Annotated in this window: 23 protein-coding genes; 15 read left to right on the forward strand and 8 right to left on the reverse strand. The window is 72.6% G+C overall.

All coding sequences use genetic code 11. The features are described 5' to 3' along the window. Positions 1 to 184 precede the first annotated feature (184 nt). Positions 185 to 388 carry a cold-shock protein gene (locus OG329_RS38025; RefSeq protein ID WP_014061102.1) on the reverse strand — a complete coding sequence of 68 codons (204 nt, stop codon included), beginning with the start codon at positions 386 to 388 and terminating at the stop codon, positions 185 to 187. Positions 389 to 763: 375 nt separating this feature from the next. Between OG329_RS38025 and OG329_RS38030 the strand changes: the two genes are divergently transcribed. The 4 genes from OG329_RS38030 to OG329_RS38045 all read left to right on the forward strand — a co-directional run bounded on the left by OG329_RS38030 (position 764) and on the right by OG329_RS38045 (position 4,698). Next, positions 764 to 1,996, forward strand: a complete 1,233-nt coding sequence (locus OG329_RS38030; RefSeq protein ID WP_405801349.1) for a sensor histidine kinase — start codon at positions 764 to 766, stop codon at positions 1,994 to 1,996. Next, the gene (locus tag OG329_RS38035; RefSeq protein WP_405801350.1) at positions 1,993 to 2,661 is read left to right on the forward strand and encodes a response regulator; all 669 of its coding nucleotides are present in this window, start codon (positions 1,993 to 1,995) and stop codon (positions 2,659 to 2,661) included. Before OG329_RS38030 ends, OG329_RS38035 begins: the two co-directional genes overlap by 4 nt. A gap of 298 nt (positions 2,662 to 2,959) precedes the next feature. Beyond that, positions 2,960 to 3,904 carry an ATP-binding cassette domain-containing protein gene (locus tag OG329_RS38040; RefSeq protein ID WP_405801351.1) on the forward strand — a complete coding sequence of 315 codons (945 nt, stop codon included), beginning with the start codon at positions 2,960 to 2,962 and terminating at the stop codon, positions 3,902 to 3,904. Next, complete coding sequence (locus OG329_RS38045) at positions 3,901 to 4,698, forward strand: ABC transporter permease subunit (RefSeq protein ID WP_405801352.1); 798 nt, start codon at positions 3,901 to 3,903, stop codon at positions 4,696 to 4,698. Before OG329_RS38040 ends, OG329_RS38045 begins: the two co-directional genes overlap by 4 nt. An 8-nt stretch (positions 4,699 to 4,706) precedes the next feature. On the opposite strand, the gene OG329_RS38050 is transcribed toward OG329_RS38045, so the two are convergent. The 3 genes from OG329_RS38050 to OG329_RS38060 all read right to left on the reverse strand — a co-directional run bounded on the left by OG329_RS38050 (position 4,707) and on the right by OG329_RS38060 (position 7,065). Next, positions 4,707 to 5,531, reverse strand: coding sequence for a GNAT family N-acetyltransferase (locus OG329_RS38050; RefSeq protein ID WP_405801353.1), 825 nt, complete (start codon positions 5,529 to 5,531; stop codon positions 4,707 to 4,709). A gap of 57 nt (positions 5,532 to 5,588) precedes the next feature. Continuing rightward, entirely contained in the window at positions 5,589 to 6,308 is a 720-nt protein-coding gene (locus OG329_RS38055) for a class F sortase (protein WP_405801354.1), read from the reverse strand. A 130-nt stretch (positions 6,309 to 6,438) separates the two neighbouring features. Then, positions 6,439 to 7,065 carry a hypothetical protein gene (locus OG329_RS38060; protein ID WP_405801356.1) on the reverse strand — a complete coding sequence of 209 codons (627 nt, stop codon included), beginning with the start codon at positions 7,063 to 7,065 and terminating at the stop codon, positions 6,439 to 6,441. A gap of 303 nt (positions 7,066 to 7,368) precedes the next feature. On the opposite strand from OG329_RS38060, the gene OG329_RS38065 reads away from it, so the two are divergent. The 5 genes from OG329_RS38065 (at position 7,369) to OG329_RS38085 (ending at position 13,026) form a co-directional block, all read left to right on the forward strand. After that, positions 7,369 to 8,097, forward strand: a complete 729-nt coding sequence (locus OG329_RS38065; RefSeq protein ID WP_405801357.1) for a TetR/AcrR family transcriptional regulator — start codon at positions 7,369 to 7,371, stop codon at positions 8,095 to 8,097. A 4-nt stretch (positions 8,098 to 8,101) separates the two neighbouring features. Then, entirely contained in the window at positions 8,102 to 8,458 is a 357-nt protein-coding gene (locus tag OG329_RS38070) for a hypothetical protein (RefSeq protein ID WP_405801358.1), read from the forward strand. A 75-nt stretch (positions 8,459 to 8,533) separates the two neighbouring features. After that, a complete protein-coding gene (locus OG329_RS38075) occupies positions 8,534 to 9,733 on the forward strand; it encodes a methyltransferase (RefSeq protein ID WP_405801359.1) in 1,200 nt (399 codons plus the stop codon). 140 nt (positions 9,734 to 9,873) lie between these two features. Continuing rightward, positions 9,874 to 11,808, forward strand: a complete 1,935-nt coding sequence (locus OG329_RS38080) for an NAD-binding protein (protein WP_405802219.1) — start codon at positions 9,874 to 9,876, stop codon at positions 11,806 to 11,808. Between the two features lie 177 nt (positions 11,809 to 11,985). Next, positions 11,986 to 13,026 (forward strand): phosphatidylinositol-specific phospholipase C domain-containing protein, encoded by a 1,041-nt coding sequence (locus OG329_RS38085; RefSeq protein WP_405801361.1) that lies wholly within the window; start codon positions 11,986 to 11,988, stop codon positions 13,024 to 13,026. A gap of 128 nt (positions 13,027 to 13,154) precedes the next feature. On the opposite strand, the gene OG329_RS38090 is transcribed toward OG329_RS38085, so the two are convergent. Continuing rightward, entirely contained in the window at positions 13,155 to 13,451 is a 297-nt protein-coding gene (locus OG329_RS38090) for a hypothetical protein (RefSeq protein WP_405801362.1), read from the reverse strand. 16 nt (positions 13,452 to 13,467) lie between these two features. On the opposite strand from OG329_RS38090, the gene OG329_RS38095 reads away from it, so the two are divergent. After that, positions 13,468 to 13,629 carry a helix-turn-helix transcriptional regulator gene (locus OG329_RS38095; protein ID WP_405801363.1) on the forward strand — a complete coding sequence of 54 codons (162 nt, stop codon included), beginning with the start codon at positions 13,468 to 13,470 and terminating at the stop codon, positions 13,627 to 13,629. Between the two features lie 24 nt (positions 13,630 to 13,653). Here OG329_RS38095 and OG329_RS38100 read toward each other — a convergent pair whose 3' ends face one another. Next, positions 13,654 to 15,201 (reverse strand): ATP-dependent DNA ligase, encoded by a 1,548-nt coding sequence (locus OG329_RS38100; protein WP_405801364.1) that lies wholly within the window; start codon positions 15,199 to 15,201, stop codon positions 13,654 to 13,656. A gap of 153 nt (positions 15,202 to 15,354) precedes the next feature. Here OG329_RS38100 and OG329_RS38105 point away from each other — a divergent pair, with 153 nt between their 5' ends. The 4 genes from OG329_RS38105 to OG329_RS38120 all read left to right on the forward strand — a co-directional run bounded on the left by OG329_RS38105 (position 15,355) and on the right by OG329_RS38120 (position 21,918). Beyond that, complete coding sequence (locus tag OG329_RS38105) at positions 15,355 to 16,344, forward strand: oxygenase MpaB family protein (protein WP_405801366.1); 990 nt, start codon at positions 15,355 to 15,357, stop codon at positions 16,342 to 16,344. Further along, positions 16,326 to 18,635 (forward strand): tetratricopeptide repeat protein, encoded by a 2,310-nt coding sequence (locus tag OG329_RS38110; RefSeq protein WP_405801367.1) that lies wholly within the window; start codon positions 16,326 to 16,328, stop codon positions 18,633 to 18,635. The genes OG329_RS38105 and OG329_RS38110 overlap by 19 nt, the downstream gene beginning before the upstream one ends. A 664-nt stretch (positions 18,636 to 19,299) precedes the next feature. After that, entirely contained in the window at positions 19,300 to 20,241 is a 942-nt protein-coding gene (locus OG329_RS38115; protein ID WP_405801369.1) for a TauD/TfdA dioxygenase family protein, read from the forward strand. Between the two features lie 84 nt (positions 20,242 to 20,325). After that, the gene (locus tag OG329_RS38120) at positions 20,326 to 21,918 is read left to right on the forward strand and encodes a phytoene desaturase family protein (RefSeq protein WP_405801370.1); all 1,593 of its coding nucleotides are present in this window, start codon (positions 20,326 to 20,328) and stop codon (positions 21,916 to 21,918) included. A 35-nt stretch (positions 21,919 to 21,953) separates the two neighbouring features. Here the strand turns inward: OG329_RS38120 and OG329_RS38125 are convergent, their stop codons facing one another. Continuing rightward, positions 21,954 to 22,655 (reverse strand): DUF6882 domain-containing protein, encoded by a 702-nt coding sequence (locus tag OG329_RS38125; protein ID WP_405801371.1) that lies wholly within the window; start codon positions 22,653 to 22,655, stop codon positions 21,954 to 21,956. A gap of 72 nt (positions 22,656 to 22,727) precedes the next feature. Continuing rightward, entirely contained in the window at positions 22,728 to 24,563 is a 1,836-nt protein-coding gene (locus OG329_RS38130; RefSeq protein ID WP_405801373.1) for a serine hydrolase, read from the reverse strand. A gap of 131 nt (positions 24,564 to 24,694) precedes the next feature. Between OG329_RS38130 and OG329_RS38135 the strand changes: the two genes are divergently transcribed. Next, positions 24,695 to 25,801: a calcium:proton antiporter gene (locus tag OG329_RS38135; RefSeq protein ID WP_405801374.1), complete on the forward strand. Its 1,107-nt coding sequence runs from the start codon at positions 24,695 to 24,697 to the stop codon at positions 25,799 to 25,801. Positions 25,802 to 25,828 lie beyond the last annotated feature (27 nt).

A 25,828-nucleotide genomic window follows, 5' to 3' on the forward strand; every position in this document is an offset into this window, starting at 1 on the left:
CAGTCCGGTGCGGGGCCGACATCGGTGGAGATTTGTCGGCCGGCCGTCAGGACAGCGAGGAGAAACCTGGTCCCGCGCCACACTCGAAGGTGTCACGCGCACCGGGCGGGCCCCGGAGAAAAAGCAACGTAGCCGGGACCCGCATCGCAAGGTGCGGGCCCCAGCTACGTCTTACGCCTCAGCGTCAGGCGGGAACGATGTTCTCCGCCTGCGGGCCCTTCTGGCCCTGCGTGACGTCGAAGTTCACCTTCTGGCCCTCCTGCAGCTCACGGAAGCCCTGGGCGGCGATGTTCGAGTAGTGGGCGAAGACGTCAGCGCCGCCGCCGTCCTGCTCGATGAAGCCGAAACCCTTTTCCGCGTTGAACCACTTGACGGTGCCACTAGCCATTTTGATCTCCTTCAGGGCAATGCTGCCCGGGGGCTCGCACTGTGCGAACCCCGCGTCGCCTTAGATGATTACCCCGTCCGGAGAAAAGCACCGGAAATACAAAAGCGCGCCCACCGACACATAAAGTCGGCGAGAGCACTTGAAGTCTTCGGGAACCACAACTGCAACTGATGTCTACAGTAGCACGGTGCATGCGAACGAGTACGGGACGTCTTGGCGATCCCGGGTGGCGCACCGGAAAATCGCTCCGACCGCCGGAGAAAATTTCCGGATCCGCTTCCGGATCCCGATCGGGGAATATTCTCCGGTTCTTCACCCGGTGGCTACTCCCGGTGGCGTATACGCACCCCGGCAGTTCCACCTAGCGTGAACGGCGTGAACCGGGTGATGACCTTCGAGCGCCTGCGGGCCCGCGCCGGAAAGCTGCCGCCGCTCACCGCCGATCTGCTGGTGGTGGCGGGTGTCGGCCTGTTCACCGCCTCCGACGCCGCCGTGAACGACCCCGACTACCGGCAGGCCGACGGGCTCACCTGGCTGCTGCTCGCCGTCTCGCTGCTCGCGCTGGTGTTCCGGCGCCGCGAACCGGTGGCCGTCGCCCTGATCACGGGCGCCGCCTGCGCGGGCTGGGCGCTGTACGGGCACATCGGTGAGCTGCTGAATCTGCCGGTGATCGTGGCGCTCTACACCGTGGCGGTCGTCGGCGACCGGCGGCGCACGGTGCGGACCGGGGTGGTCGCCGCCGCCGTCTCGGGTGCCGTGGCGCTGCGGGTGGGCCATGACGTGGTCAATCCGCAGGGCCTGCCCGTCCTGGAGATGGTCTGGCCGCTCGTACCCCTGCTGCTGGGTGAAGTGGTCCGTACGCGGCGGGAGTTGCTGCACGCGTACCAGGCCAGGGCCGCCCGCGCGGAGGAGGACCGCGAGCGGGAGGCGGCGCGACGGGTGCGCGAGGAGCGCGTACGTATCGCCCGCGAACTGCACGACATCGTCGCCCACACCGTGACGGCGATGACCGTGCAGGCGGGCGTGGCGCTGGACGCGCTCGACGTACGGCCCGAGGTGTCGAGGAAGGCGATGCGGCAGGTGCGTGAATCGGGCCGGGAAGCGGTCCGTGAGCTGCGGGCGACGGTCACGGTGCTGCGCGAGCGTGACGAGGAGCCGACGGCCCCGCTGCCCGGGATCGACCGGCTCGGCGAACTGGCCGAACCGTTCGAGGGCAGCGGCGTCGAGCTGGTGATGCGGCAGGAGGGGGAACTGGACGGGCTGCCGCCGATGGCCGAACTCGCCGTCCACCGCATCGTGCAGGAGGCCCTGACCAACATTCTCCGGCACTCGGGTGCCCGGCGCGCGGCGGTCTCCGTCGTGCGCCACGACGACCGGCTGACGGTGGAGATCGTGGACGACGGGAAGGCCGCAGGGGCAGGGCGCACCGGGGGAGCGGACCGTGAACGGGCCGGGCCCGGCGGCGGGTTCGGGCTGCTCGGCATGCGCGAGCGCGCGGCGGCGGCCGGCGGCGGCGTCGAGTACGGCCCGGTGCCGGGCGGCGGCTTCCTCGTCCGCGCCTGGGTCCCGGCCGGGCCGCGCGCCGACCGGCCGGAGGTGCGGCCATGACCGTGCGCGTGGTGCTGGCCGACGACCAGACCGTCGTACGGGCGGGCTTCCGCGCCCTGCTCGATCTGACGGACGATCTCGTGGTGGTCGCCGAGGCCGCGGACGGGACCAGGGCGGTGGAGGCGGTGCGTACCACCCGGCCGGACGTCGTCCTCATGGACATCCGGATGCCGGGCATCGACGGCATCGAGGCCACCCGCCGTATCGCCGCCGACCGCGCCCTCGACCAGGTCCGGGTCGTCATGCTCACCACGTACCAGGTCGACTCGTACATCTTCGACGCGCTGCGCTGCGGCGCCGCGGGCTTTCTGCTCAAGGACATCGAGCCGGACGAGCTGCGGGCGGCGATCCGTACCGTCGCCGCCGGACAGAGCCTGCTGGCGCCGGCCGTCACCCGCTCCGTCGTCGAGGAGTTCGTCAGACTCAGGGCGCCCGAGGCGCTGGGCGCGGAGCGACTGGACCAACTCACCGACCGGGAGCGGCAGGTGATGGCGCTGGTCGCCGCCGGGCTCACCAACGCCGAGATCGGAACGGAGCTGATCATGAGCCCGCTGACGGCGAAGACCCATGTCAGCCGGGCCATGACCAAACTCGGGGCGCGCGACAGGGCGCAGCTCGTCGTCCTCGCGTACGAGACCGGTCTGGTGCGGGCGGGGGAGCGCTGACGGCGGTGCCAGGTCGTGTCCGACACATCCCGCCCGGCGCGTGGCGTCCGGACGCCCGCTCTCCCCGGTAGCCCCCCGGGCGGGCACGGGAGGTACGCCTCACGTTGTCGTCAGTCGCCCGGGTGAGTCCAGTACGCGGGCGACTTTCCGCCTTGCGAACGCACGCGCCGACGGAGTCATCAGCCGACACTGGCTTGCAGACACGACGACCCCATGGCGCCGCGCTACTCCGGGCGGAGTAGCGGCCGACTCCCGCCGGCGGATGTCCGCCGACGCCCCGCTGCCTAGCGTCGGGGGCATGATCGAAGCAACGGAACTCACCAAGCGATACGGCGGCAAGAACGCCGTCGACCACCTGTCGTTCACCGTCCGGCCCGGCAGGGTGACCGGCTTCCTCGGCCCGAACGGGGCCGGCAAGTCCACCACCATGCGCCTGATCCTCGGGCTCGACGCCCCGACCTCCGGCCGCGTCACCGTCGGCGGCAGGCGCTACGCGGAACTCCCCGCGCCGCTGCGGACCGTCGGCTCGCTCCTGGACGCCAAGGGCGTGCACGGCGGCCGTTCCGCCCGCCGGCACCTCGCCGCGCTCGCGGCGAGCAACGGCATCGCCGGCCGCCGCGTGGACGACGTCCTCGACCTCGTCGGTCTGCCCGCCGACACCGCCCGCACCCGCGCCAAGGGCTTCTCGCTCGGCATGGGCCAGCGGCTCGGCATCGCCGCCGCGCTGCTCGGCGATCCGGAGGTGCTGATCCTCGACGAACCCGTCAACGGCCTGGACACCGAAGGCATCCGCTGGATCCGCGGGCTGATGAAGTCCCTTGCCGCGCAAGGCCGTACGGTCTTCCTGTCCAGCCATCTGATGAGCGAGATGGAGCTGACCGCCGACCATCTCATCGTGATCGGCCGCGGCAGGCTCATCGCCGACACCACGATGCGCGACTTCATCCGCACCAACTCCCGGGCCCACACGCTCGTACGCTCGCCGGAACCCGAGAAGCTGCGGGCGCTGCTGGAGACCAGGGGATGGGACGTACGGCTCGACCCCGGCGGTGGCTGGCGGGTGGAGGGCGCCGACGCGACGGCGAGCGCCATCGGCGACCTGGCGCGCGACCACGCGCTCGCCGTCCACGAACTCACCCCGGCGCACTCGACGTTGGAAGAGGTCTACACGGCGCTGGCCGGGGACTCGGCGGAGTACCGCGCGGGCGGGGCCGTGGCGCGAGCGTCGGAGGCGGTCCGATGACGGGCGACACGAGTACGAGGGACACGAGCACGGGGGCCACGAGCAGGGGGCGGGCCGGATTCCGGCAGGCCCTGGCCGCCGAGTGGATCAAGTTCCGGAGCGTGCGTTCCACGGTGTGGACGACACTCGCGACCGCCGTCGTGCCCGTCGCCGGGGCGGTGTTCGTCGCGGCGACCGGAAGCCTCCAGGACGACGACACGGTCATCGGCGGCAGCCTCACCCTGGCCGTCGTCGCGCAGATGCTCGCGGCAGTCGTCGGCGCGATGACCGTCACCGGCGAGTACGGCAGCGGCACCATCCGTACGACCTTCGCCGCCAACCCGCGCCGGGGCACGGTCATGGCCGCCAAGGCGACCCTCGTCGCCGTCGTGATGTACGTGACCGCCCTGCTCTCCTGCGCGCTCGCCCTCGTCGTCGGCGACGCGCTGCTCCCCGACCGGTACGCGACGGGTGAGCCACTGCCGGCCCTCTTCGGGATCGCGGGCTCCTTCGCCGTCGCCGCGCTGCTGGGCCTGGCGGTCGGCACGCTCGTACGGCACTCGGCCGGGGCCGTCACCACCGTCATCGGGCTGCTGCTCCTGCCGTCCCTGTTCGGTCCGCTTTTCGGGGACGCGCGGCGCTGGATCGCGGGACTGTCGCCGACCGCCGCGCTGGAGAAGCTGACGCAGACCTCGGACGCGACGGCCGAGACGGTGGGGAGCCTGGGGCCCTGGCCGTCGCTCTGGCTGGTCACCGGCTGCACGGCGGCGCTGCTCCTCGCGGGGGTCGGGACGCTGCGCCGCCGGGACGTCTGACGTCGCCTTCAGGGCGTGTAGACGTACGGGGTGGTCGTGCTCAGCTCCTCGAAGCCCAGTCGGCGCAGGATCGGGCGGCTTAGGCTCGACGCGTCGACCTGCATGTAGCGGTAGCCCCGTTCGACGGCCAGGCGCGTACGGAAGGCGACCAGCGCGCGGTACAGACCCCGCCCGCGCCAGGCGGGGACGGTGCCGCCGCCCCACAGGCCCGCGAACTGTGTGCCGGTCGGCAGGTCCATCCGCGCCGCGCTCACGGGCACGTCCCCGGCCATGGCGACACCCGCCGTGACGCTTCCCGGAGCGGCGGCGAGCTGGGCCAGCAGCAGTGCCCGGATGTGGGCACGGTCCGTACCGAAAGCCTGCTCGTGGACATCGGCCATCAGCTCCACGCCCGCCGCGTCGGTCACCGCGACCAGCCGCACCCCCTCGGGCAGCGTCACCTCGTGCGGCAGGCCGGCGGCCTCGGCGATCATCAGCGTCTCGGGAGGCTCGGGCGTGAACCCGGCCGCCGCCAGCCGTCGGGGGAGGTCGTGGGGTGCGTCGTGGGAGTAGACCTTCCACTCGAACTCCAGGCCCAGGGAGCTGAAATGACGGATCTGCCCGGCGATCGCGGCATCCGCCGAGTCCGCGTCCAGGTCCGACCACAGGACGCCGTTCCAGCCGCCGTCCGACTCCGCGCCGGGTCCGGGGCTGGTGGCGGTGCCGGTGCCGGTGTTGGTGACCGTCTGGCGGACCACGGCGCCGACCCGTTCGACCACGGCTCCGGGATCGTCGGCCGGGGCCTCTTCGCGCATCTGGCGGTCGAACAGCGCGCGTACTGCTTCAATGTCCATCCGCCCACTTCAGCGGGGCACCGCCGGTGCCGCAACAGGATTTGCCGCGGTCGCCGGTCAGGCCGCCTTGCGGGTCTCGGTGAGCCGGGCGAACGCGACGACGTTGCCCTGATACCCGGTCTTCTCGGTGAACGCCCCGCCACAGGTGATCAGACGCAGTTCCGGCGCCCCCGTAGCGCGATAGACGCTCTTGGCCGGGAAATCGTCCTTGGCGAAGGACTCGACGCCGTAGACGGTGAACACGGCCGTGGCGCCGTCGGCGCGCGTCACCTCGACGCGGCTGTCCTTGGCGAGCCGGCCCAAGTCGTAGAAGACGGCGGGGCCTTCACCGGTGTCGACATGGCCGACGATCACCGAGGTGCCCTGCTCGCCGGGGGTCACCGAACCCCGGAAGTGGCCCGCCAGTTCGGGCCGGCCGGCCGGCGGCGCGTCGATCCAGCCCTCCGCGTCCAGCGACACCCGCGTCAGCGGCGCGTCGACGTGTACGGAGGGGATGCGGATCCGGGTCGCGGTGGAGCCGGGCAGCGGAGGCGCGGCCTTCGCCGCCGTTCCGGCCGGGTGGGGGATCGGGACGGCGTCCGCCCGCGTCCCGCTGTCCGTTCGGGAGTCGGTTCGGGAGTCCGACCCGGTGTCGGGCACGGCGGGACCGGCGCCGGCGGGCTGGGGTGGGAGCACGAGCTGCCCCTCGCCGCTGATCCGCACCACGAAGATGCCGACGAGCAGGAGCAGTACGACCGTCGACCACCGGGAGGCCCGGAGCCTTTCCGTTTCCGTCATCACGCACCGTCCGGCGCCGGGGATGGGCCCGTCGGTCCGGCCGCGCGGCGAGACGCGGCCGGACCCACGGGCGGGGACATGGGGAGGGACTGGGGCTGGGACATCGGTGGGGGCATCGGCGGGGGCGTGGTCAGGAGCCGTTCACCGAGCGCCGGCGGACGAGTCGGACGCCGCCGCCGACCGCGACGGCGATGACCGCCGCCCCGACCGCCAGCCCCGCCGTGTTCGGCCCGCCGTCGGTGCTGCCGCCGATACCGGCCTTCACACCCTTGTGTGCGGTGTCCTCGTGCCGCTGGGGCTCGTGCGGTCGCTGCTCCGGATGCTCGGGCCGGGGTGGCTCCCACGGCCCCGGAGGCTTGCCGGGCTCGGTCGGTCGTTCCGGCTTGCCGGGCTTACCGGGCTCACTGGGCTTGCCGGGTCCGCCGGGTTTGATCATCAGCGGTACCGAGCGGATCACACCGTCGCAGTCGAAGGTGATCTCGTACTCGGCCTCGGGCTTCACGTCCTCGAAGATCCTGGCCGACTTCGCCTCGCCCTCGTTGAGGGTGACGGTTTCGAACACCCCGGACGAGACGGTCACGGTGGGCACCTGGCAGCCGGTGGTCCGGATCTCCACCTCACCGCCGGGTTCGATCGCCTCGGGGGAGACGCTGTAGTCGAATTCGGCCTCGTCGCCCGCGAACGCGGGCCACCCCGCCCCGAGAACGAGAGCCGCGGCGCCCGCGATCGCCGCCGAGGCCGTACCTATCCTGCGCATCGGATCTCCCACTCCTGATCATCACGTGATCGTCCGCGAACGCCGGAGGCGCCTCGGCGGGGAAACGCCGATCGCGCCACACGGTGATCCCGACGCTAGAAGTGATGAATTGTCAGCGCACGCCGGGGACCCGTCGCTGCCGCCACTCGGGTTACGCCGGGTTCCGCCGTACGACCCCCGGCAATTCCCCGAAACCCGGCCGGCGGGCGGGCGGTGCGTGCCATGCTCGGTAAGCACTCTTACCGGTGACTCCGCCATGGGCGCATGGCGTGATTCGGGCATGGCGTAATTCGGGGAGAGCGGATGGAACCGACAGGTGATCCCGCAAGCGGCACGGGCGACACGGACAACATCAATGGGGCGGGTGGTGCCCATGGGACGGAATTCGGCAGCGGGTACGCGCGTAAGGCGCAGCGCCGTGAACGGCTGCTGACGACAGCGACCGATCTCTTCACGACACGCGGTTATGTGGGCACCTCGATCGAACGGATCTGCGCCACGGCGCGGGTGTCGATCCGCGCGTTCTACCAGGAGTTCGAGGGGCGCGAAGCGCTGCTGATCGCGCTGCACAACCAGGTCGCGCGGGCCGGCATGGAGGCGGTCCTCGCGGTCCTCGGCGATCCCGCGATCGGTACGGCGGACACCCGGACGAAGATCACCGCGATGGTGCGCGCGTACATCGGCGCGGTGACCGCCGATCTCGCGTCCACGCAGGTCGCCTTTGTCGAGGTGATCGGTGTGCACCGCGCGGTGGAGGAGCACCGGGTGGTCTGGCGCGGCCTGTGGGCGGACTTCCTGTTGGGTGAGGCGGACCGCGCCGTGGGGCTGGGCGAGGCGGTGCCGCGCGATTACACCCTGGCGGTCGTCGCCCTGATCGGCGCCATCAACGAGCTGGTCGCGCACTGGGCCCGTGGCGGGGGGACGCTGCCCCGGGAGGCCGTGGCGGATGAGGCCGTCCGGCAGGTGCTCGCCACGATCGGCGACCCCGCGGAAGCGGGAGACGGTGCCGGCCGCGCGGACGAGGGAGCGTGACAGCATGAGCGGGCTCTGGCATCAGGTCATGCGGACCATGTCCCAGCCGGGCGCGTCGCCCGACGAGGACATCCTCGCGCTCGCCGCCGCCGATATCGCCCTGCGCAACCACCCGGAGCCGCCGGCCGACGCCGACGTCGTCCTCGACATCGCGCGGTCGGAGTTCGCCGCCGTACTGACCGTGCGGCAGGCCAGGGCCGCGCTCCAGCGGGCCCGCGAGATGGCCAGGGAACAGACACGCGACAACGAGGGCGACCGCGATGCGGACCGGGGCGAGGGCCCAGGCCGGGACCGGGGTCAGGATCGGGACCGTGCGGACGGCGGGGACGGCGGGGACGGCGGGGACGGCGGGGACGGCTGAGCGGCAGCTCAGCGGGCCGGACAGACCCATGCGCCCGAGGGAGCGGACCGGCCGTTCGGTTAGCCTGAGTGGACGATGAACCGTTTGACGACGCCCTGGGGCGATCTCGACCTTGCCCGCTTTCCCGAGCAGCCCCGCGACACACTGCGGGCCTGGGACGCGGCAGACGAGTATCTGCTGCGGCATCTCGCCGAGGCCGAGGCCGAGGCCGCCGACGGCGCCGGTGCTGACGCCGGGACCGTCGATCTGTCCGGCCACGTGGCCGTCGTCGGCGACCGGTGGGGCGCGCTCGCCACCGCGCTCGCCCCGCACCGCCCCGTACAGATCACCGACTCGTATCTCGCACAGCGCGCGACCCACGCCAACCTGCTGCGCAACGGCTTCGACACCGACGCCGTACGGCTGCTGTCGGCGCGGGACACCCCGCCCGAGCGGATCGACGTCCTGCTGGTCCGGGTGCCCAAGAGCCTGTCCCTCCTGGAGGACCAACTGCACCGGCTGGCGCCCGCCGTGCACCCGGGGACCGTCGTGGTCGGCACCGGCAAGGTCACCGAGATCCACACCTCCACCCTGAAACTCTTCGAACAGATCCTCGGCCCGACGCGGACCTCGCTCGCCGTGAAGAAGGCGCGTCTGATCTTCTGCGCACCGTCCGCCGAACGCGCCCGCGCCCGCTCCCGCGCGGCGGCCGGGCCCTGGCCGATCTCGTACACCGTGCCCGAAGGCGCCGGCACCGGCTCGGGCCTGACCGTCGTCAACCACGCCGGGATCTTCTGCGCGGAACGCCTCGACATCGGTACGAGGTTCTTCCTGCGCAATCTGCCCGCGCGGCGCGGTCCCGAGCATGTGGTCGACCTCGGCTGCGGGAACGGTGTCGTCGGCACGGCCGTCGCGGTGGCCAACGCGGAGGCCCGGCTGACCTTCATCGACGAGTCCTTCTCGGCCGTTGCGTCCGCCGAGGCGACCTTCCGCAAGAACGTCGGGACGGACAGTCCGGCGGAGTTCGTCGTCGGCGACAGCCTGGCCACCGTGGCGGCCGGGTCGGCCGATCTCGTGCTGAACAATCCGCCGTTCCACAGCCATCAGGCGACCACCGACGCGACGTCCTGGCGGATGTTCACCGGATCACGGGAGGCGCTGCGGCCGGGCGGGGAGCTGTGGGTCGTGGGCAACAGGCATCTCGGGTACCACACCAAGCTGCGGCGGCTGTTCGGCAATTGCGACGTCATGGCGAGCGATCCGAAGTTCGTGGTTCTGCGGGCGGTCCGACGCTGACAGATCGTCAGGTTCTGGTGACCGGCGCACACTCACCGGGCGGAACGTGCCTTTCCCGCCGTCCTGTTCGGCACACTGGGCCTGTGACGTCACCGCCGCAACTTCCGCACCAGATACACCACGGCTCGCAGCCCGGCCACATGATCGTCTGTGGCGACGACGCGCTCGGCCACCGGCTGGCCGGTGAACTGCGTGACGTCTACGGGGAACAGGTCACCCTCGTCGTCCCGCCCGTGCGCGCGGAACGCAGGGACCCCGCGCCGCTCACCGGCCGCGGCAGGGCCTCCGCCCTCATCGGCCGGATGTCGGCGGTCATGGCCCGGACGTACGGCCCCGCCACCGGCGGCCCCGACAGCCGGCCCGGCGACCCCGGACTCCCACGGCTCATCGAGGCCGCCGAACTCGACACCGACGTCCTCGCGGAAGCGGGAGTGGCCGAAGCGGCGGCGCTCGCGCTCGTCCACGACGACGACGAGGTCAACATCCGAACGGCTCTCGCCGCCCGGCGCCTCAACCCCCAACTGCGCCTCGTCATCCGGCTCTACAACCGCAAACTCGGCCAGCATCTCGAAGACCTGCTCGACCAGGCGGCGGCCGTCGCCGTCCCCGGCCTGGACGTCGCCGCGCTCGACGCGTCCACCACCGTGCTCTCCGACGCCGACACCGCCGCTCCCGCGCTGGCGGCCACCGCCGTGGCCGGCACCAGCAAGATCGTCCGGGCGGACGGACTGATGCTGCGGGCCGTGGAGCGCAACCCGCCGGGGCCCGGCGAGGTCGCCGACCCCGGACTGTGCACCCTCGCCCTGCTGTCCTCGACCACCAACGACCCGGCGGGCGCGGAGGGTTCGGACAGCAGCGGCCAGGACGGCCCCCGGCTGCTGCCCGACGACGCCAGTACGGCGGCGGCCACCGGACGGGGCACCGTGGTCCTGGAGGCCGTCTCCCACGAGGGCGAGCCGCTGTCCCGCCGCCGGACCACGGGGCGCGGCGCCCCGCTCGGTTCGCTGTTCTCCCGGCGGCTGCGCTGGTCGTTCGCGGGGATCGCCGTCGCCGTACTGGCCCTGGCCGTCGCCTCCGCGATCACCACCGACGACCACCCGCTGCACGCGACATACATCGTGCTGCTCGACCTGTTCGCCATCGGAGACCCCGCCACCGGCGAGGACCTGGACCGCCAGGTGATCCAACTCCTGTCGGGGCTGGCCGGGTTGCTGCTGCTGCCGGTCCTGCTGGCCGCCGTACTCGAAGGGCTCGGCACATTCCGCAACGCGTCGGCCCTGCGCAGGCCGCCCCGTGGTCTGTCCGGCCACATCGTGCTGCTCGGCCTCGGCAAGATCGGCAGCAGGGTCCTCGTACGGCTGCGTGAACTCGACATACCGGTGGTGTGCGTGGAGGAGGACCCCGAGGCACGGGGCATCGCCCTCGCACGGAGCCTGCGGGTGCCGACGGTGGTCGGTGACGTGACGCAGGAAGGGGTCCTGGAGGCCGCCAAGGTGCACCGGGCGCACGCCCTGCTCGCGCTCACCAGCATCGACGTCACCAACCTCGAAGCCGCCCTGTACGCGCGGTCCGTCAAACCGGACCTGCGGGTCGCCCTGCGGCTGTACGACGACGAGTTCGCCACCGCCGTCTACCGGACGCTGCGCGCCGCCCACCCCCGGGCCCTCACCCGCAGCCGCAGCGTCTCCACGCTCGCCGCGCCGGCCTTCGCCATCGCCATGATGGGGCGTCAGATCCTGGGCGCGATCCCGGTCGAGCGCAATGTGCTGCTGGTCGCGGCCATCGACGTGGCGGGCCACCGAAGGCTCGAAGGGCGCACGGTGGCCGAGGTGTTCAGGCCGGGCGCCTGGCGGATCATCGCGCTGGACACGGCGGCGCCGGGGGACCGGCTGCCCGACCTCGCGGACACCCGGCGCGACCACGACGAGGACCGGACCGCCGGGCTGGTCTGGGATCTGCACCCCGGCTATGTGCTGCGCGCCCAGGACCGTGTCGTACTGGCCGCCACCCGCCGGGGACTGGCCGAGTTGATGGGGCGTCAGGCCGCGCCGCCGCCCCGGCCCCCGTCGTCGTAGGGACGGCGTCCGGAATCGTGGATATCGGCCACCGGTGCGTCTGTTCGCGCCGTACTGCGAACAGTGCCGGGTCACGTAAGCCTCCGTCCTCCCGTACGTCACTCAACTGGCCTACTGTTCCCGTCACTTCAGTCACTTCACTCGTATGACGGGAAGGCCGGGAACATGGGAAGACTCATGCGTACGACAGTGGCGGCGGGCGCGGCCGGGGCGTTGGCCCTGGTGGGGGCGGTGAGCTCGACGAGTAGCGCCGTCGCCGATGAGCAACTGCCGTACTCCTCTTCCACCGGAGTCGGGGTCCACAACGCGTACGAGAAGACGGCCTACCCGTATCTCGCCGACGCGCTGGACTCCGGCGCCGGAATGCTCGAACTCGACGTGTGGACCAATGTGTTCGGCGCGTCGTGGCGCGTCTCGCACAGCAACCCGCTGGGCAGCAACAGCAATTGCGTGAACGCCGCCAACGCCGGTGAACTGCGCACCAAGGCGCGCGACCAGGGGCTGCCCGGCTGTCTCGCGGACATGAAGGCATGGCACGACGCCAACCCCGGCCACCGGCCCATCCTCGTCAAGGTGGAGCTGAAGGACGGCTTCCAGGGCAAGGGCGGACGCGGCCCCGCTCAGCTCGACGCGCTCCTCGGCTCCACGCTCGCCGACGCGCTCTACCGCCCCGCCGACCTCGTGGGCGGCAGCGCGAACCTCGACAGCGCCGTGCGGGAGCGCGGCTGGCCGGCGCGTTCGGCGCTCGCGGGCAAGTTCGTCTTCGAGTTGATCCCCGGCACCGTCGAGCAGCAGAACCCGCTCGACACCTTGTGGACCGACCGGGAGTACGCCACCCATCTGCGGGACCTCGCCGCCGCCGGCCGGCTCGGCGACGCCGCGGCCTTCCCCGCCGTGCTCGGCGCCGCCGCCGGAGATCCCCGTACCCGCTACGCGGACGCCACGATCCGGCCGTGGTTCGTCGTCTTCGACGGCAGCGCGTCCACGTACGCCGCCGAGGGCTTCGACACCGCCTGGTACGACCAGCGGCACTACCTGGTCGTCATGACGGACGCGCACGCGGTGGCGCCCGCCATCGACGGCACGAATCCCACGGAGGCACAGGCGCGCGACCGCGTCTCGCTGCTGGCGGGGCGGCACGCGAGCATCGTGTCGGCGGACTGGTATCCGCTGCCGTCCGTCCTGGCCACGGTCGTGGAGCGAGGGGCGGGGGAGTAGGCGATCGAGAGGTGGACGCGGCCGGTGAGCTGACGGCGCCGCCCGCCGCCGTACGGCCGGCCGTGCACCGCATCGTCCAGGAGGTCCCGACCAACGCCCGTAAACACGCGCCCGGCGAGCGGTCGACCTCACGGTGTCCGTACGGCGTTCGCGCTTCCAGGTGGAGATCCGCACCGCCAACGGCTGCCCGCCGCAGCCCACTTCACCCGGCGCGCCGCGCGGTTACGGTCTGGTCTGGTCTGGTCGGCGTCGGCGTCGGCGAGCGGGTGGCGGCACCGCACGGCGAACTGACCACCGGTCGGACGGACGACTGCCGTTTCGTCCGAGCCGGTCTCGCCGACCGTCGCCCGCACCGTCATCAGCCGCTTCCACCGTCCCGACGCGGCGCGCACCCGGGCCGCGCGGGCGGCGGCGGTACGGCTCACACCGAGAGAGCGCCAAGTGCTGGCGGCGCTCGCCGACGGCATGACCAACGCGGACATCGGGGACCTGCTCCAGGTGCGCGAGGCGACGGTGAAGGCCCATGTGAGCCGGATCCGCACGGAGTTGGGCGTCTCGAACCGCGTACAGGCCGCGATGGTGGCCAGGGACCTCACGGCGTGACAGGGCGGGCGCGCCGCCGCGTCCTCAATCGGCGGACGGGCTGTGGTTCCCGAGCACCGTCTCCAGCGTGTCCGCCTGCGACGCCGGCTTGTCCTCGCGGTGGCGCAGCACCCGCGCGAACCGCAGCGTCACCCCCGCCGGGTAGCGGGACGAGCGCTGGAGCCCGTCGTAGGCGATCTCCACCACCAGCTCCGGACGCACGCGCACGGTGAAACCGTCGTCGTCCTCGGCCAGCTCCCGAAGACGCTCCGTCTGCCACTCCAGCATCGCGTCCGTGAGGCCCTTGAAGGTCTTGCCGAGCATCACGAACGAACCGTCCGGCCGGCGGGCGCCCAGATGCAGATTGGACAGCCGGCCCGTACGTCTGCCGTGGCCCCACTCGGCCGCCAGCACCACGAGATCCAGCGTGTGGACCGGTTTGACCTTCACCCATCCGGCGCCGCGCCGGCCCGCGCTGTACGGGGTGTCGAGCGCCTTGATCACGACGCCTTCGTGGCCCCGGTCCAGCGTGGCGCGCCAGAACGCCTCCGTCTCCGCCACCTCCGCGTCCCCGGCAGATGCCGCGACCACCACCCGCCGGACCCGCATCCGTTCCGGGACCAGTCGGTCCAGCGTCGTACGGCGCTCCGCATACGACAGGTCGAGCAGGTCGTCGCCTGCCGCGGCGAGCACATCGAAGAAGACCGGCGACAGCGGTACGGAGGCGGCAGCCGCGCCGACATCGGTACGGGAGCCGACCCGCCCCGCCACCTCCTGGAACGCGCGGGGCCTGCCGTCCGCGTCCAGGGCGATGACCTCGCCGTCCAGGATGAAACGGTCACCGTCCAGCGCCAGCGCGGCGGCCGTCACCTCGGGCAGCCGGTCGGTGATGTCGTCGAGGGTGCGGGTGTAGACCCGTACGACCTCACCCGTGCGGTGGACCTGGACACGGATCCCGTCCAGCTTCTCCTCCACGGCGCACGGCGCGAGCCGTGCCACTGCCTCGGCGACGCTCCCCGCCGTCTGCGCGAGCATCGGCAGTACGGGGCGGCCCACGGTCAGCCGGAACTCGGCGAGCGCGTCGGGACCGTCGGCCAGCAGCCGCTCGGCGACGCTCTGGAGGGACCCCGCCAGCATCACGGCCCGCCGGACGGCGGCGGGCGGAGCCTGCGTCGCCTGCGCGAGCGCTTCCCCGGCGACGGCGTCCAGCGCGCCCTGGCGGACCTCACCGAACAGCAGGGCGATCAGGAACCGCTGCTCCTCCCCGGTCGCCGCGCCCAGCAGCTCCTGGACCAGTCGTCGGCGCTCGGTCTGCGAGCCGGGACCGGTGACGGCGGCGATGGCGGTGATCACGCCGTCCGCCTCGCGGACGGTCAGCGTGGCCGTTTCGGCCGGCGGCGCGGGGTCCTTGAGCGCGTGCCGGCCGACACCGATCCGTCCCTGGGGCAGCCGGCCCGCCAGCCACGGGATGACGACCGGTACGTCGGCCGGCTCGGCCGCGCGGAACAGCTCGGCCAGCAGGGCGATCTTGCGGGACCGCGCGGACGTCGCGGCGACCTCCTGTGACACATGGGCGAGCGTGGCCAGCAGCATGCGGCCATCCTGCAACGCCGCGCGCCCGCGCGCCCGTCCGAGGCGCCCGGCCCGGTGCCGGGCGGTGTCCCGTACGCGGTTAACCTGAACAGCCGGGCAGTTTGGGGGACCGTACGGTCGGACGGTCCGGCCGACAGCGGAGGGGGAATCACGGTGAGCCACGGCGACAGCGACGCCCGCGCCGACGTCCCCGCTCGCGCTGCCCCCGACCCCGGCCTCTTCGGCCCCGACTCGGTCACCTGGCAGCTCCACGGCGACCCGATGATGTGGATCGCCGGGGTCCGCGCGCTCTACCTCCAGGCCCTGCACCCGCGCGCCGTGCGCGGCGTCATACAGAACAGCGACTTCAAGAAGGACGCCTGGGGTCGTCTTAGGAGGACCGCGAACTTCGTCGGAACCATCACCTACGGCACCACCGACGCCGCCGAGAAGGCCGGCGCCCGCGTCCGCCGTATCCACACCCACATCAAGGTCACCGACCCGGCCACCGGTGAGCGTTACGGCGTGGACGAACCGGACCTGCTGCTGTGGGTGCACTGCGCCGAGGTCGACTCCTACCTGCACGTCCTGCGCCGCTCCGGACTCCCCATCAGCGACGCCCAGGCCGACCTCTACATCGACGAACACCGCGAAGGCGCCCGCCTGGTCGGCCTCGACCCGGCGCGTGTGCCCGCCGACAGAGCCCAACTCGCCGCGTACTTCGAACGAGTACGGCCCGAGCTGGCCGCCGGGCCCGAGGCGCGGGAGGTGGACGACTTCCTGCGCCGTCCGCCCGTACACCCCCTGCTCGTCCCCGCCCGCGCGGTGCTGTGGCGGCACGTCTCCGCCCTCGCGTACGACGCACTGCCCGGCTACGCCCACGAGTTGTACGGCAGGGACGCCCCCGGCCCGCGGCGTGTCACGCGCCGCCTCGTCGTCACAGGGCGACTCCTGCGCGCCGTCCCGGGCCGGCTGCGCCGGCGCATCCCGCCGGGCCACATCAGGGGCGCGATGGCCCGGCTCGGGCGCGACACCCGGCCCGGCCCACGCGAACTCCGGAGACAGGCTGCCAAACTCCGCAGACGGGCGGCCATACTGGACGGGCCGGGGAGGGCGCAGCGAGGCGACGGGGGCGACAGCGGGCAATGGCGGAAACGAGTCTGATCCAGGGCCGGTACCGGCTGCTCGATCTGATCGGGCGCGGTGGCATGGGCGAGGTGTGGCGGGCCCAGGACGAATCGCTCGGCCGGCACGTCGCCGTCAAATGCCTCAAGCCGCTCGGCCCGCAGCAGGATCAGTCCTTCACCCGGGTGCTGCGCGAACGGTTCCGCCGCGAGGCGCGCGTCGCCGCCGCCCTCCAGCACCGGGGCGTCACCGTCGTCCACGACTTCGGCGAGCACGACGGTGTGCTGTATCTGGTGATGGAGCTGCTGGAAGGGCGCAACCTCAGCCAGCTCCTGGAGGACAACGGGCGGGGACCGCTGCCGCTCCCGGTGCCGGACATCGTGGACATCGCCGAGCAGGTCGCGGACGCGCTCGCGTACACGCACGAACAGGGCATCGTGCACCGGGACTTGAAGCCCGCCAACATCATGCGGCTGACGGACGGCGCGGTGAAGATCTGCGACTTCGGCATCGCCCGGCTCGGCCACGACATCGGCTTCACCTCCAAGCTCACCGGCACGGGCATCGCCATGGGCACGCCGCACTACATGTCGCCCGAGCAGATCGGCGGCGGCCACATAGACCATCGCAGCGATCTGTACTCGCTGGGCTGTGTGCTGTACGAGATCGCCACCGGCGTCCCGCCCTTCGATCTGGACGACGCGTGGGCCGTCCTGGTCGGGCACCGGGACACCGTCCCGACGCCGCTGCGCAGCCACCGCTCCGAACTGCCCGAGTTCCTGGACCGGATAGTCCTCGACCTGCTCGCCAAGACGCCGGAGGAGCGGCCGTCCGACGCCACCGCGCTGCGGCACCGGATCATCGCGGCCCGTTCGATGTCCGGCCACGACGGCATCGAGGGCCGTGAGGGCCGAGGGGACGGTCGTTCGTCGTCCTTGCCGCCCGTACTCGCGCATCCGCCGTCCGCCGCCCGTTCCACGTCGCACGGGTCCGGCGGTCCGGGCTCGCGGCTGCCCTCCTGGACGTACGGCATGACCATCGGCCACAGGGCGACCGGCTCCACCGCCCTGCGGACCGCACCGCCCGACCACACGGCGGGACTCACCGGCGAATGGACCACACCCTCGGGGCCGACGAGCGCCGTCACGGGCGGGTACGCGCGCCCCGAGCGCCCCACACCCTCGCCCGAACAGATCGCCGTGCTCAACAGCAGACACAACGCGGGCCTCAGCCTGGGCAGGCTCGGCCGCTGGGACGAGGCGGGCGAGGTGCACCGGGCGGTCGCGGCCGAGCGGGAACACGCGCTGGGGCCCGACCACCCCGACACCCTCGGCAGCCGCTACGAGGTCGGCTTCACGCTCAGCCGGACCGGCCGCACGGCGGACGCCCTGCGGGAGTTCGTCCGCGTCACCGAAGGCCGCGAACGGGCGCTGGGCCCCGACCACCCGGAGACCCTGGCGGCACGTCAGGAGACCGCGTACGTCCTCGGTCAGCTCGGCCGGCACTTCGAGGCGCACGAGGTGTACGCGGCGGTGCTCGCCTCCCGCGAACGCACCATGGGCCCCGACCACCCCGACACCCTGCGCTGCCGCCACAACCTCGCCTTCAACCTCAGCCGGCTCGGCCGGATCGAGGACTCGTACCGGATGGCGCACGAGGTGGCGACCGCGCGCACCAGGGTCCTGGGCGCCACCCACCCCGACACGCTGGTCACGCTGTACGAGGTCGCCTACGCGCTCGGGATGCTCGGCCGCTGGACGGAAGCGCTCCAGACGTACCGCGACGTCGCGGTCGGCCGCGCCCACGCGCTCGGCGGCGACCACCCGGACAGCCTCGCGGCGCGCTACGAGGTCGGCATCAGCCTCGGCCGCCTCGGCCGCAGCGCCGAGGCCCTGGAGCTGTACCGGGGCCTGGTGGAGGACCGTGCCCGCGTGCACGGCCCCACCGACCCCGAGACGCTGCGCGCCCGGCACGGACTGGGGGTGAACCTCGGCCGGCTCGCCCGCTGGGAGGAAGCCCTCGTGGAGTCCCGCGACGTGTGCGCGATCCGCGAACGGGTGCTGGGCCCCGACCACCCGGACACCCTGGTCAGCCGCCGCGAGGTCGCCGTCGCCCTGGGCTGGCTGGGGCGCTGGGCCGACGCCCTGACGGTCTACCGCAGGGTGGCGGAGTCCCGCGAACGCGTCCTGGGCCCGGACCACCCCGACGCACTGGCCAGCCGCAACGACGAGGCGCACTGCCTGGAACAGCTCGGCAGGGGCGGCGAGGCGGTGGAGCTGTACCGCCGCGTCGCGGCGCTGCGCCAGCAGCGCGAGACGGGGCGGAACTAGGTCCTGTCCGGCGGATCTTCGGGGATCAGCCCGGAGCGCCTGGGCGGTGCATCGCAAGGCGGAGGATCGCGCTCGTACTGGACGTACTTGGGCGATTCGACAACGCGGCGAGGTGCCGTACCAGGCGTTCCGGGCCCCCGAAGACCCGCCGGACAGGACCTGGGTCCTCGTGAATCGCGGGCGGTGTACGACGCCGGACGGACCCGGAGCAGGCTTCGCACGACTGCCATACGCGCGTAACCCCCGGCCGTTGACCGCGCACCGCCCGCTTGCGACGATCGCGGGCATGGCCGAACGTGTCCGGCCGCCCCTGTCCGTCGCTCCGAGTGAGCCCAGCCGCCCCCTCGTGTCGACAGCCGTCGGCGGCCCCGGTGGTGTGCTCCCCGGATCCGTGTCCCGTGGCGGGCTCCTCAAGCCTGTCGTGACTGTGACGGTGACTGTGCGGGCAGCGGCGCGCGACGCCGCCGGGCGGGAGCGGGTCAACGCCTTCCGTGCCCACCACTTCACCGCCCTCGGCTGTCGGCCGGCCGGCAGCACGCGCCGGGGGTACCTCCCGTGCCCCCCCTCGGGGGCTTCGGGGGAGTCCGCGCCTCGCGCCCCGCCCATCGCCGTCCCTTCACACCACTTCACCGGCATCCGGCCCGTCCGGACAAGGAGCCCAGCCATGACCGCACCCACCTCCGTCGTCTCCGTACAGAAGATCGGCGGAAACATCGGCGCCCGGATCGAAGGTGTCGACCTCGCCGCCGATCTCGACGACACCGTGATCGCCGAGATCCGCGCCGCCCTCCTCGCCCACAAGGTCGTCTTCTTCCGCGACCAGCGGCTCGACGCCGCCTCGCAGGAGACCTTCGCGCGCCGCTTCGGCACCCCGACGACGGCCCACCCGACCATCCCGTCCCTGGAGGACGCCCCCGCCGTCCTGGACCTGGACTACAGCCGCACGGCGGGCCGCGCCAACCACTGGCACACGGACGTGACCTTCGTCCAGCACCCACCGCTCGGCTCGGTCCTGCGCGCCGTGACCATCCCTCCTTACGGAGGGGACACCGTCTGGGCCGACACCGTGCACGCGTACGAGACCCTTCCCGACGAACTGCGGCTGCTGGCCGACCAGTTGTGGGCCGTGCACTCCAACGCGTACGACTACGCCACCTACCGGCCGGGCGACGACTCCGAGGCCGCCCGCGCGCAGCGCGAGGTCTTCACCTCCACCGAGTACGTCACCGAGCACCCGGTCGTCCGCGTCCACCCGGAGACCGGTGAGCGCTCGCTGACCCTCGGCGGCTTCGTACGCCGCTTCGTCGGCTGGAACGCCGAGGACTCCCGCGATCTGCTCGGCATCCTCCAGCGTCACGTCACCCGCCTGGAGAACTCGGTCCGCTGGAACTGGCGCGACGGCGACGTGGTGTTCTGGGACAACCGCGCCACGCAGCACTACGCGGTCGCCGACTACGGCGACCTGCCGCGCCGCGTCCAGCGGATCACCCTCGTGGGCGACGCCCCGACGTCCGTGTCGGGCGAGAGGAGCCGCGCGGTCACCGGTGACGACACGCGGTACAACACCGCACTCGCGCGCACCGGCGACGGGCCGTCGGCGCCCTGACCGCGCACCGGCCACGCCCCTCGGCGACGGGGCGCCCCCGAGGGGCGTGGTCCCGCGGAAGCGGCAAACGTGTTACCAAGAGCCATGCCCGCACTCTCCTCTCCCGCCCGCGCCTCGTACGACGCCGTGATCGTCGGCGGCGGACACAACGGACTTGTCGCCGCCGCCTATCTCGCCAGGGCCGGGCGCACCGTGCTGGTCCTGGAACGCCTCGGACACACCGGCGGAGCCGCCGTCTCCACCCGCCCCTTCGCCGGCGTCGACGCGCGGCTCTCGCGCTACTCGTATCTGGTGTCGCTGTTGCCGCGGAAGATCGTGGACGATCTGGGGCTGCGGTTCGCCGTACGGAAGCGGACCGTCTCCTCGTACACGCCGGCCGAGCGCGGGGGCCGGGCCACCGGACTGCTCGTGGGCGGCGGCGCCGACCGTACGAGGGCGTCCTTCACGGCCCTGACCGGCGGCGACGCCGAGTACGCGGCCTGGCGGTCGTTCTACGCCTCGACCCTCCGGGTCGCCGAGCGTGTCTTCCCGACCCTCACCGAACCGCTGCCCGAGCGCGCCGAGTTGCGTGCCCGCGTCGACGACGAGGCAGCGTGGCGCATGCTGTTCGAGGAACCGATCGGTGTCGCCATCGAGGAGCGGTTCGCCGACGACCTCGTCAGAGGTGTCGTCCTGACGGACGCGCTGATCGGCACCTTCGCCGACGCCCACGACCCGACCCTCCTACAGAACCGCTGTTTCCTGTACCACGTGGTGGGCGGCGGAACCGGCGACTGGGACGTGCCGGTCGGCGGCATGGGCGCGCTGACCGACGCCCTCGCCGACGCGGCCCGCGCGGCGGGCGCGGAGATCGTCACCGGGCACGAGGCGACCCGCGTCGAGACGGACGGTGACCGCGCCGAGATCGCCTTCCGTACCAAGACGGGTCACACCGGGAGCGTCGCCGCGCGCCATGTCCTGGTGAACGCGTCCCCGCGGGCGCTCGCCGCGCTGCTCGGCGACGAACCGCCCCTTCCCGCCGCCGAGGGCGCCCAGTTGAAGGTCAACATGCTGCTGCGCCGCCTGCCGCGACTGCGCGACCGCGGTGTCGATCCGCGCGACGCCTTCGCCGGGACGTTCCATATCGCCGAGGGGTACGGGCAGTTGGCGACGGCGTACGAGGAGGCGGCCGGCGGCCGGCTCCCGTCCGCGCCGCCCTCCGAGATCTACTGCCACTCGCTGACCGACCCGTCGATCCTGGCCCCCGATCTCGTGGAACGGGGCTACCAGACGCTCACCCTGTTCGGACTGCACACGCCCGCGCGGCTGTTCGCGCGGGACAACGACGCCGTACGGGACGAACTGCTCAAGGCGACCCTGGACCAGCTCGACGCGCACCTCGCCGAGCCGATCGCCGACTGTCTCGCCGAGGACGGCGACGGCCGGCCCTGCGTCGAGGCGAAGACGCCGCTGGACCTGGAACGTGAACTGCGGCTGCCCGGCGGCCATATCTTCCACCGCGATCTCGCCTTCCCCTACGCCACGGCGGACACGGGCCGGTGGGGTGTGGAGACGGCGCACGCGAACGTGCTGCTGTGCGGCGCGGGCGCCGTACGCGGCGGAGGCGTCAGCGGCGTCCCCGGTCACAACGCCGCGATGGCGGTGCTGGAGTCGGGCCGGATCCCGGCGGCCGGCTGAGAGCGGGGGGCCTGCTGAGCGGGGGCCGCGTACGGCTATCGGGAGACGTTTTTCATCTCGACGGACGCCACGCGCCCGGCCCCGTCGAACAGGACATCGGCCGTGGCGCCGCCCGGCAGGTCGGCGCTGATCCGGTCCGCTTCCTGACGCTGCGTCAGACCGTGGTGGCCGAAGTACCCGGCCACCACCGCGCGGGCCGAACTCCCGCCCAGCAGGCCCGCACCCGTCAGCAGCACACGCGGCAGCGTGAGGGCGTCGGGCACGGCGCGCGGCACCCCCGGGTCGTCCGGCACCATGTACAACCGGCCCTCGGGGGACGCCTGGACGCCGAGGTAGCCGGTGGCGCCGAGCGCGCCCATCGCCCCGAACACCAGGGTCTCCACCGCGAAACGCGGGTCGTCGAACGCCGACAGGTCGACGAGGTCGTCGCTGAACTCCGGGATGCCGTGCGCCTCGCCGAGGCGCCGTATCTCGTTCGCCGCGCCGACGACGGGCGTTCCCCCGAAGCCGGGGTTCGTCCAGCCCCACAGCCACGAGCCCTCCGACGTGTCGAAGCTCCCCAGCACCGAGATCCGCAGATCGCGGTCCACCTGGCGGTAGAGACGCTGGTCGAGATCGGCCGTCCACGGCCCGGCCGGCATGAACTCGTTGAAGGTTTCGAGCTGTTGGGCGCCCCAGGCGGCGTGCCGCTCGGTCATCCGGAGGAACGCGTCGCTGAAGGCGGTGGTCGCAGTCACCCGGAAAACCCTAGTGCGTCACCGCGCACCGCCCGAAGCGGGGCAGGGCGGAGCAGGCCGGGCCCGTACGACTCAGTGCGCCGACACGCTCCAGTTGTCCAGCTCGACACGGGCCGCGTCCTCGCGCCGCGAGCCGTCGAACACCGTACGGCCGCCGTCCTCGACCCGCGGCCCGTCCACATAGGCGCCACGGCCGACGTACGGGCCCCCGGCCGCGTACCGCCAGCGCAGCCGCACGGACCGCCCCTGCCAGGCGGCGAGGTCGGCGTGGAGCCGGTGCCAGACGCGTCCCGACCAGCCCGAGACCGAGCCCGCCGGACGCGGTGTGCCCATGCCCGCCTCCGGGCCGCCGCTGGGTGTGGTGGTGAACGGCACCGGCAGCCACCGGGCGTCGGAGTCGCCGGACGCCTCAAGGACCAGCTCGCCCGTCACCGGCTCCGTGTCCCACCACAGGGAACAGCGCAACCGCCCCTCCCCGGTCGCGATACGCAGCGCGGGCAGCGTGAGCGTGGCGGTGACTCCGGCGGCCATGCCCGAGAACCACGCGGAGAGGCCCGCGCCGGGCGTGACCGGCACGGCGCGCGCCATATGGTCGGCCGCGGCGACTCGCGGCGCACTGCCGGAGCGCCAACTACGCACCGGATGAATGGAGTTGCCGAGCACGACGAGGAACGAGTCGGTCGTCGGATCGAGGACGAGGCTCGTCCCGGTGAAGCCGGTGTGACCCGCCGTGCGCGGCGTGGCCATCGCCCCCATGTACCAGTGCTGGTAGAGCTCGAAGCCCAGACCGTGCCCGTCACCGGGGAAGTCCGTGTTGAAGTCGGTGAACATCAGCTCCACCGACGCCGGGCTCAGGATCCTCGTCCGCCCGTACGCGCCGCCGTTGAGGAGCGTACGGCCCAGAACCGCCAGGTCCCACGCGCACGAGAAGACCCCGGCGTGGCCGGCGACCCCGTCGAACCCGTACGCGTTCTCGTCGTGCACCTCGCCCCACACCAGACCGCGGTCCAGCCCCGACCACGGCCGCCGGCAGTCCTCCGTGGCCGCGATCCCCGGCTTCCAGGAGGCGGGCGGATTGAAGCGGGTGCGGTGCAGACGGAGGGGAGCGGTGATCTCCTCGCGCAGCAGGACGTCCAGCGCGCGCCCGGTGATCCGCTCCAGCACGAGCTGGAGGGAGATCAGGTTGAGGTCCGAGTACCGGTAGACACTGCCCGGCGGGCTCGTGGGCGCCTCGTCCCACAGTCTCCGGAGCATGCCCTCCCGCGTCGGCTCCCGGTAGAGCGGGATCCAGGCGGCGAACCCCGAGGTGTGCGTGAGCAGTTGACGGATCGTCACCTCCTGCTTGCCCGCGCCGCCGAAGTCCGGGAGATACGACGCGACGCGCTCCTCCAGGACCAGCGCACCGCGCTCGATCTGCTGTACGGCGAGGATCGACGTGAACAGCTTCGAGACCGAGGCCAGGTCGAAGACGGTGTCCTCGGCCATCGGGATCTGGCTCTCGGCCGGGAGTTCGACACCGGTGCCGGTCGCCTCGTCGTACGCCGAGTAGCGCACGGCCTTGCCGATCGGGCGGTGCAGCGCGACCGTGCCACCGCGCCCGGCGAGCAGGACGGCGCCCGCGTACCAGGGGTGCGCCGGCGAGGGCGCCAGGAACCGCTCGGCGTCGGTCACCAGCCGCTCCAGCGGCTCCGCCAGCAGCCCGGCGCGCGCGGGGGAGCCGCGCCGCAGCGTCGGGGCCGGGCGTTTGGAGCCCGAACCGGCGGGGTCGGACGACTCAGGCCCCGTGCCCATGGCGGTGGCCGCGTCGGCGAACGGGACCGGTGCCAGCGCGAGGGCGCCGCCGAGCGCGAGCATGCCCCCGCCGAGCCTGCGCCGGCTGATCCCGCCGCCCGCCGCGTCCCCGCTCATCCGGCCACCCCTCTGAAGTGACGCCCCGTCCGAAACTGTCCGCCGCACGAGGTTACTGCCCGGCCTCCGTACGGCCCACGACGCCGCGACTCGCCGCGCGGGTGCCCGGCACCTCTGGCAGCGTGAGGCGTATGACGACGCGTACCGGGGTCCGTTCGCTGTGGTCCCGGTGGACCGTGGTCGTACCGCTTCTCGCCCTGGTGGCGCTGATCCTGAGCTGGGGCCGCGATCTGCCGGGCTACGCGGTCTCCCTGGTGGCCCTGCTGCTCGCGGGCGCCGTACTCGCCGCCGTGCACCACGCCGACGTCGTCGCCCACCGGGTCGGCGAGCCGTTCGGCTCCCTCGTGCTCGCCGTCGCCGTCACCGTCATCGAAGTCGCGCTGATCGTCACCCTGATGGTCGACGGCGGCGCCAAGAGCGCCACCCTCGCCAGGGACACCGTCTTCGCCGCCGTCATGATCACGTGCAACGGCATCGTGGGCATCTCCCTGCTGGTCGGTGCCCTCCGCAGCCGGGTCGCCGTCTTCAACGCCGAGGGTTCGGGCGGCGCGCTGGCGACGGTCGCGACGCTCGCCACGCTCAGCCTGGTCTTTCCGACGTTCACCACCAGCAAGCCCGGACCCGAGTTCTCCACGGCGCAGCTCACGTTCGCCGCGATCGCCTCTCTCGCGCTCTACGCGCTGTTCGTCGCCATCCAGACCCTGCGCCACCGCGAGTCCTTCCTGCCCGTCACCCAGGAGGGGGAGATCAAGGAGGTGGACGAGCACGCGGCGGTACCCACCAGGCGCGCGACGATGCTGAGCGCGGTCCTGCTGCTCGTCGCGCTGGTCGCGGTCGTCGGCGACGCGAAGGCCGTGTCGCCGACCATCGAGTCGGGCGTCGAGTCGGCCGGGATGCCGCACGCCGTGGTGGGTGTGATCATCGCCCTGCTCGTCCTCGCGCCGGAGACCCTGGCCGCCGTACGGGCCGCGCGCCGCGAGCGCGTACAGACCAGCCTCAACCTCGCGCTCGGCTCGGCCATGGCCAGCATCGGCCTGACCATTCCTGCGATCGCGCTCGCCACCATCTGGCTGGAAGGACCGCTGGTCCTCGGGCTGAGCGCCACCCACATGGTCCTGCTCGCGCTCACCGTCGTCGTGGGCGCGCTGACGGTGGTGCCGGGCCGGGCGACGCTGCTCCAGGGCGGCGTCCATATGGCGATCTTCGCGGCGTTCGTGTTCCTCGCCGTGAGCCCGTAGGGGGTTGACCCGCTCCATGACGCCACG

Source organism: Streptomyces sp. NBC_01506, from assembly GCF_045040295.1.
Lineage (GTDB): Bacteria > Actinomycetota > Actinomycetes > Streptomycetales > Streptomycetaceae > Streptomyces.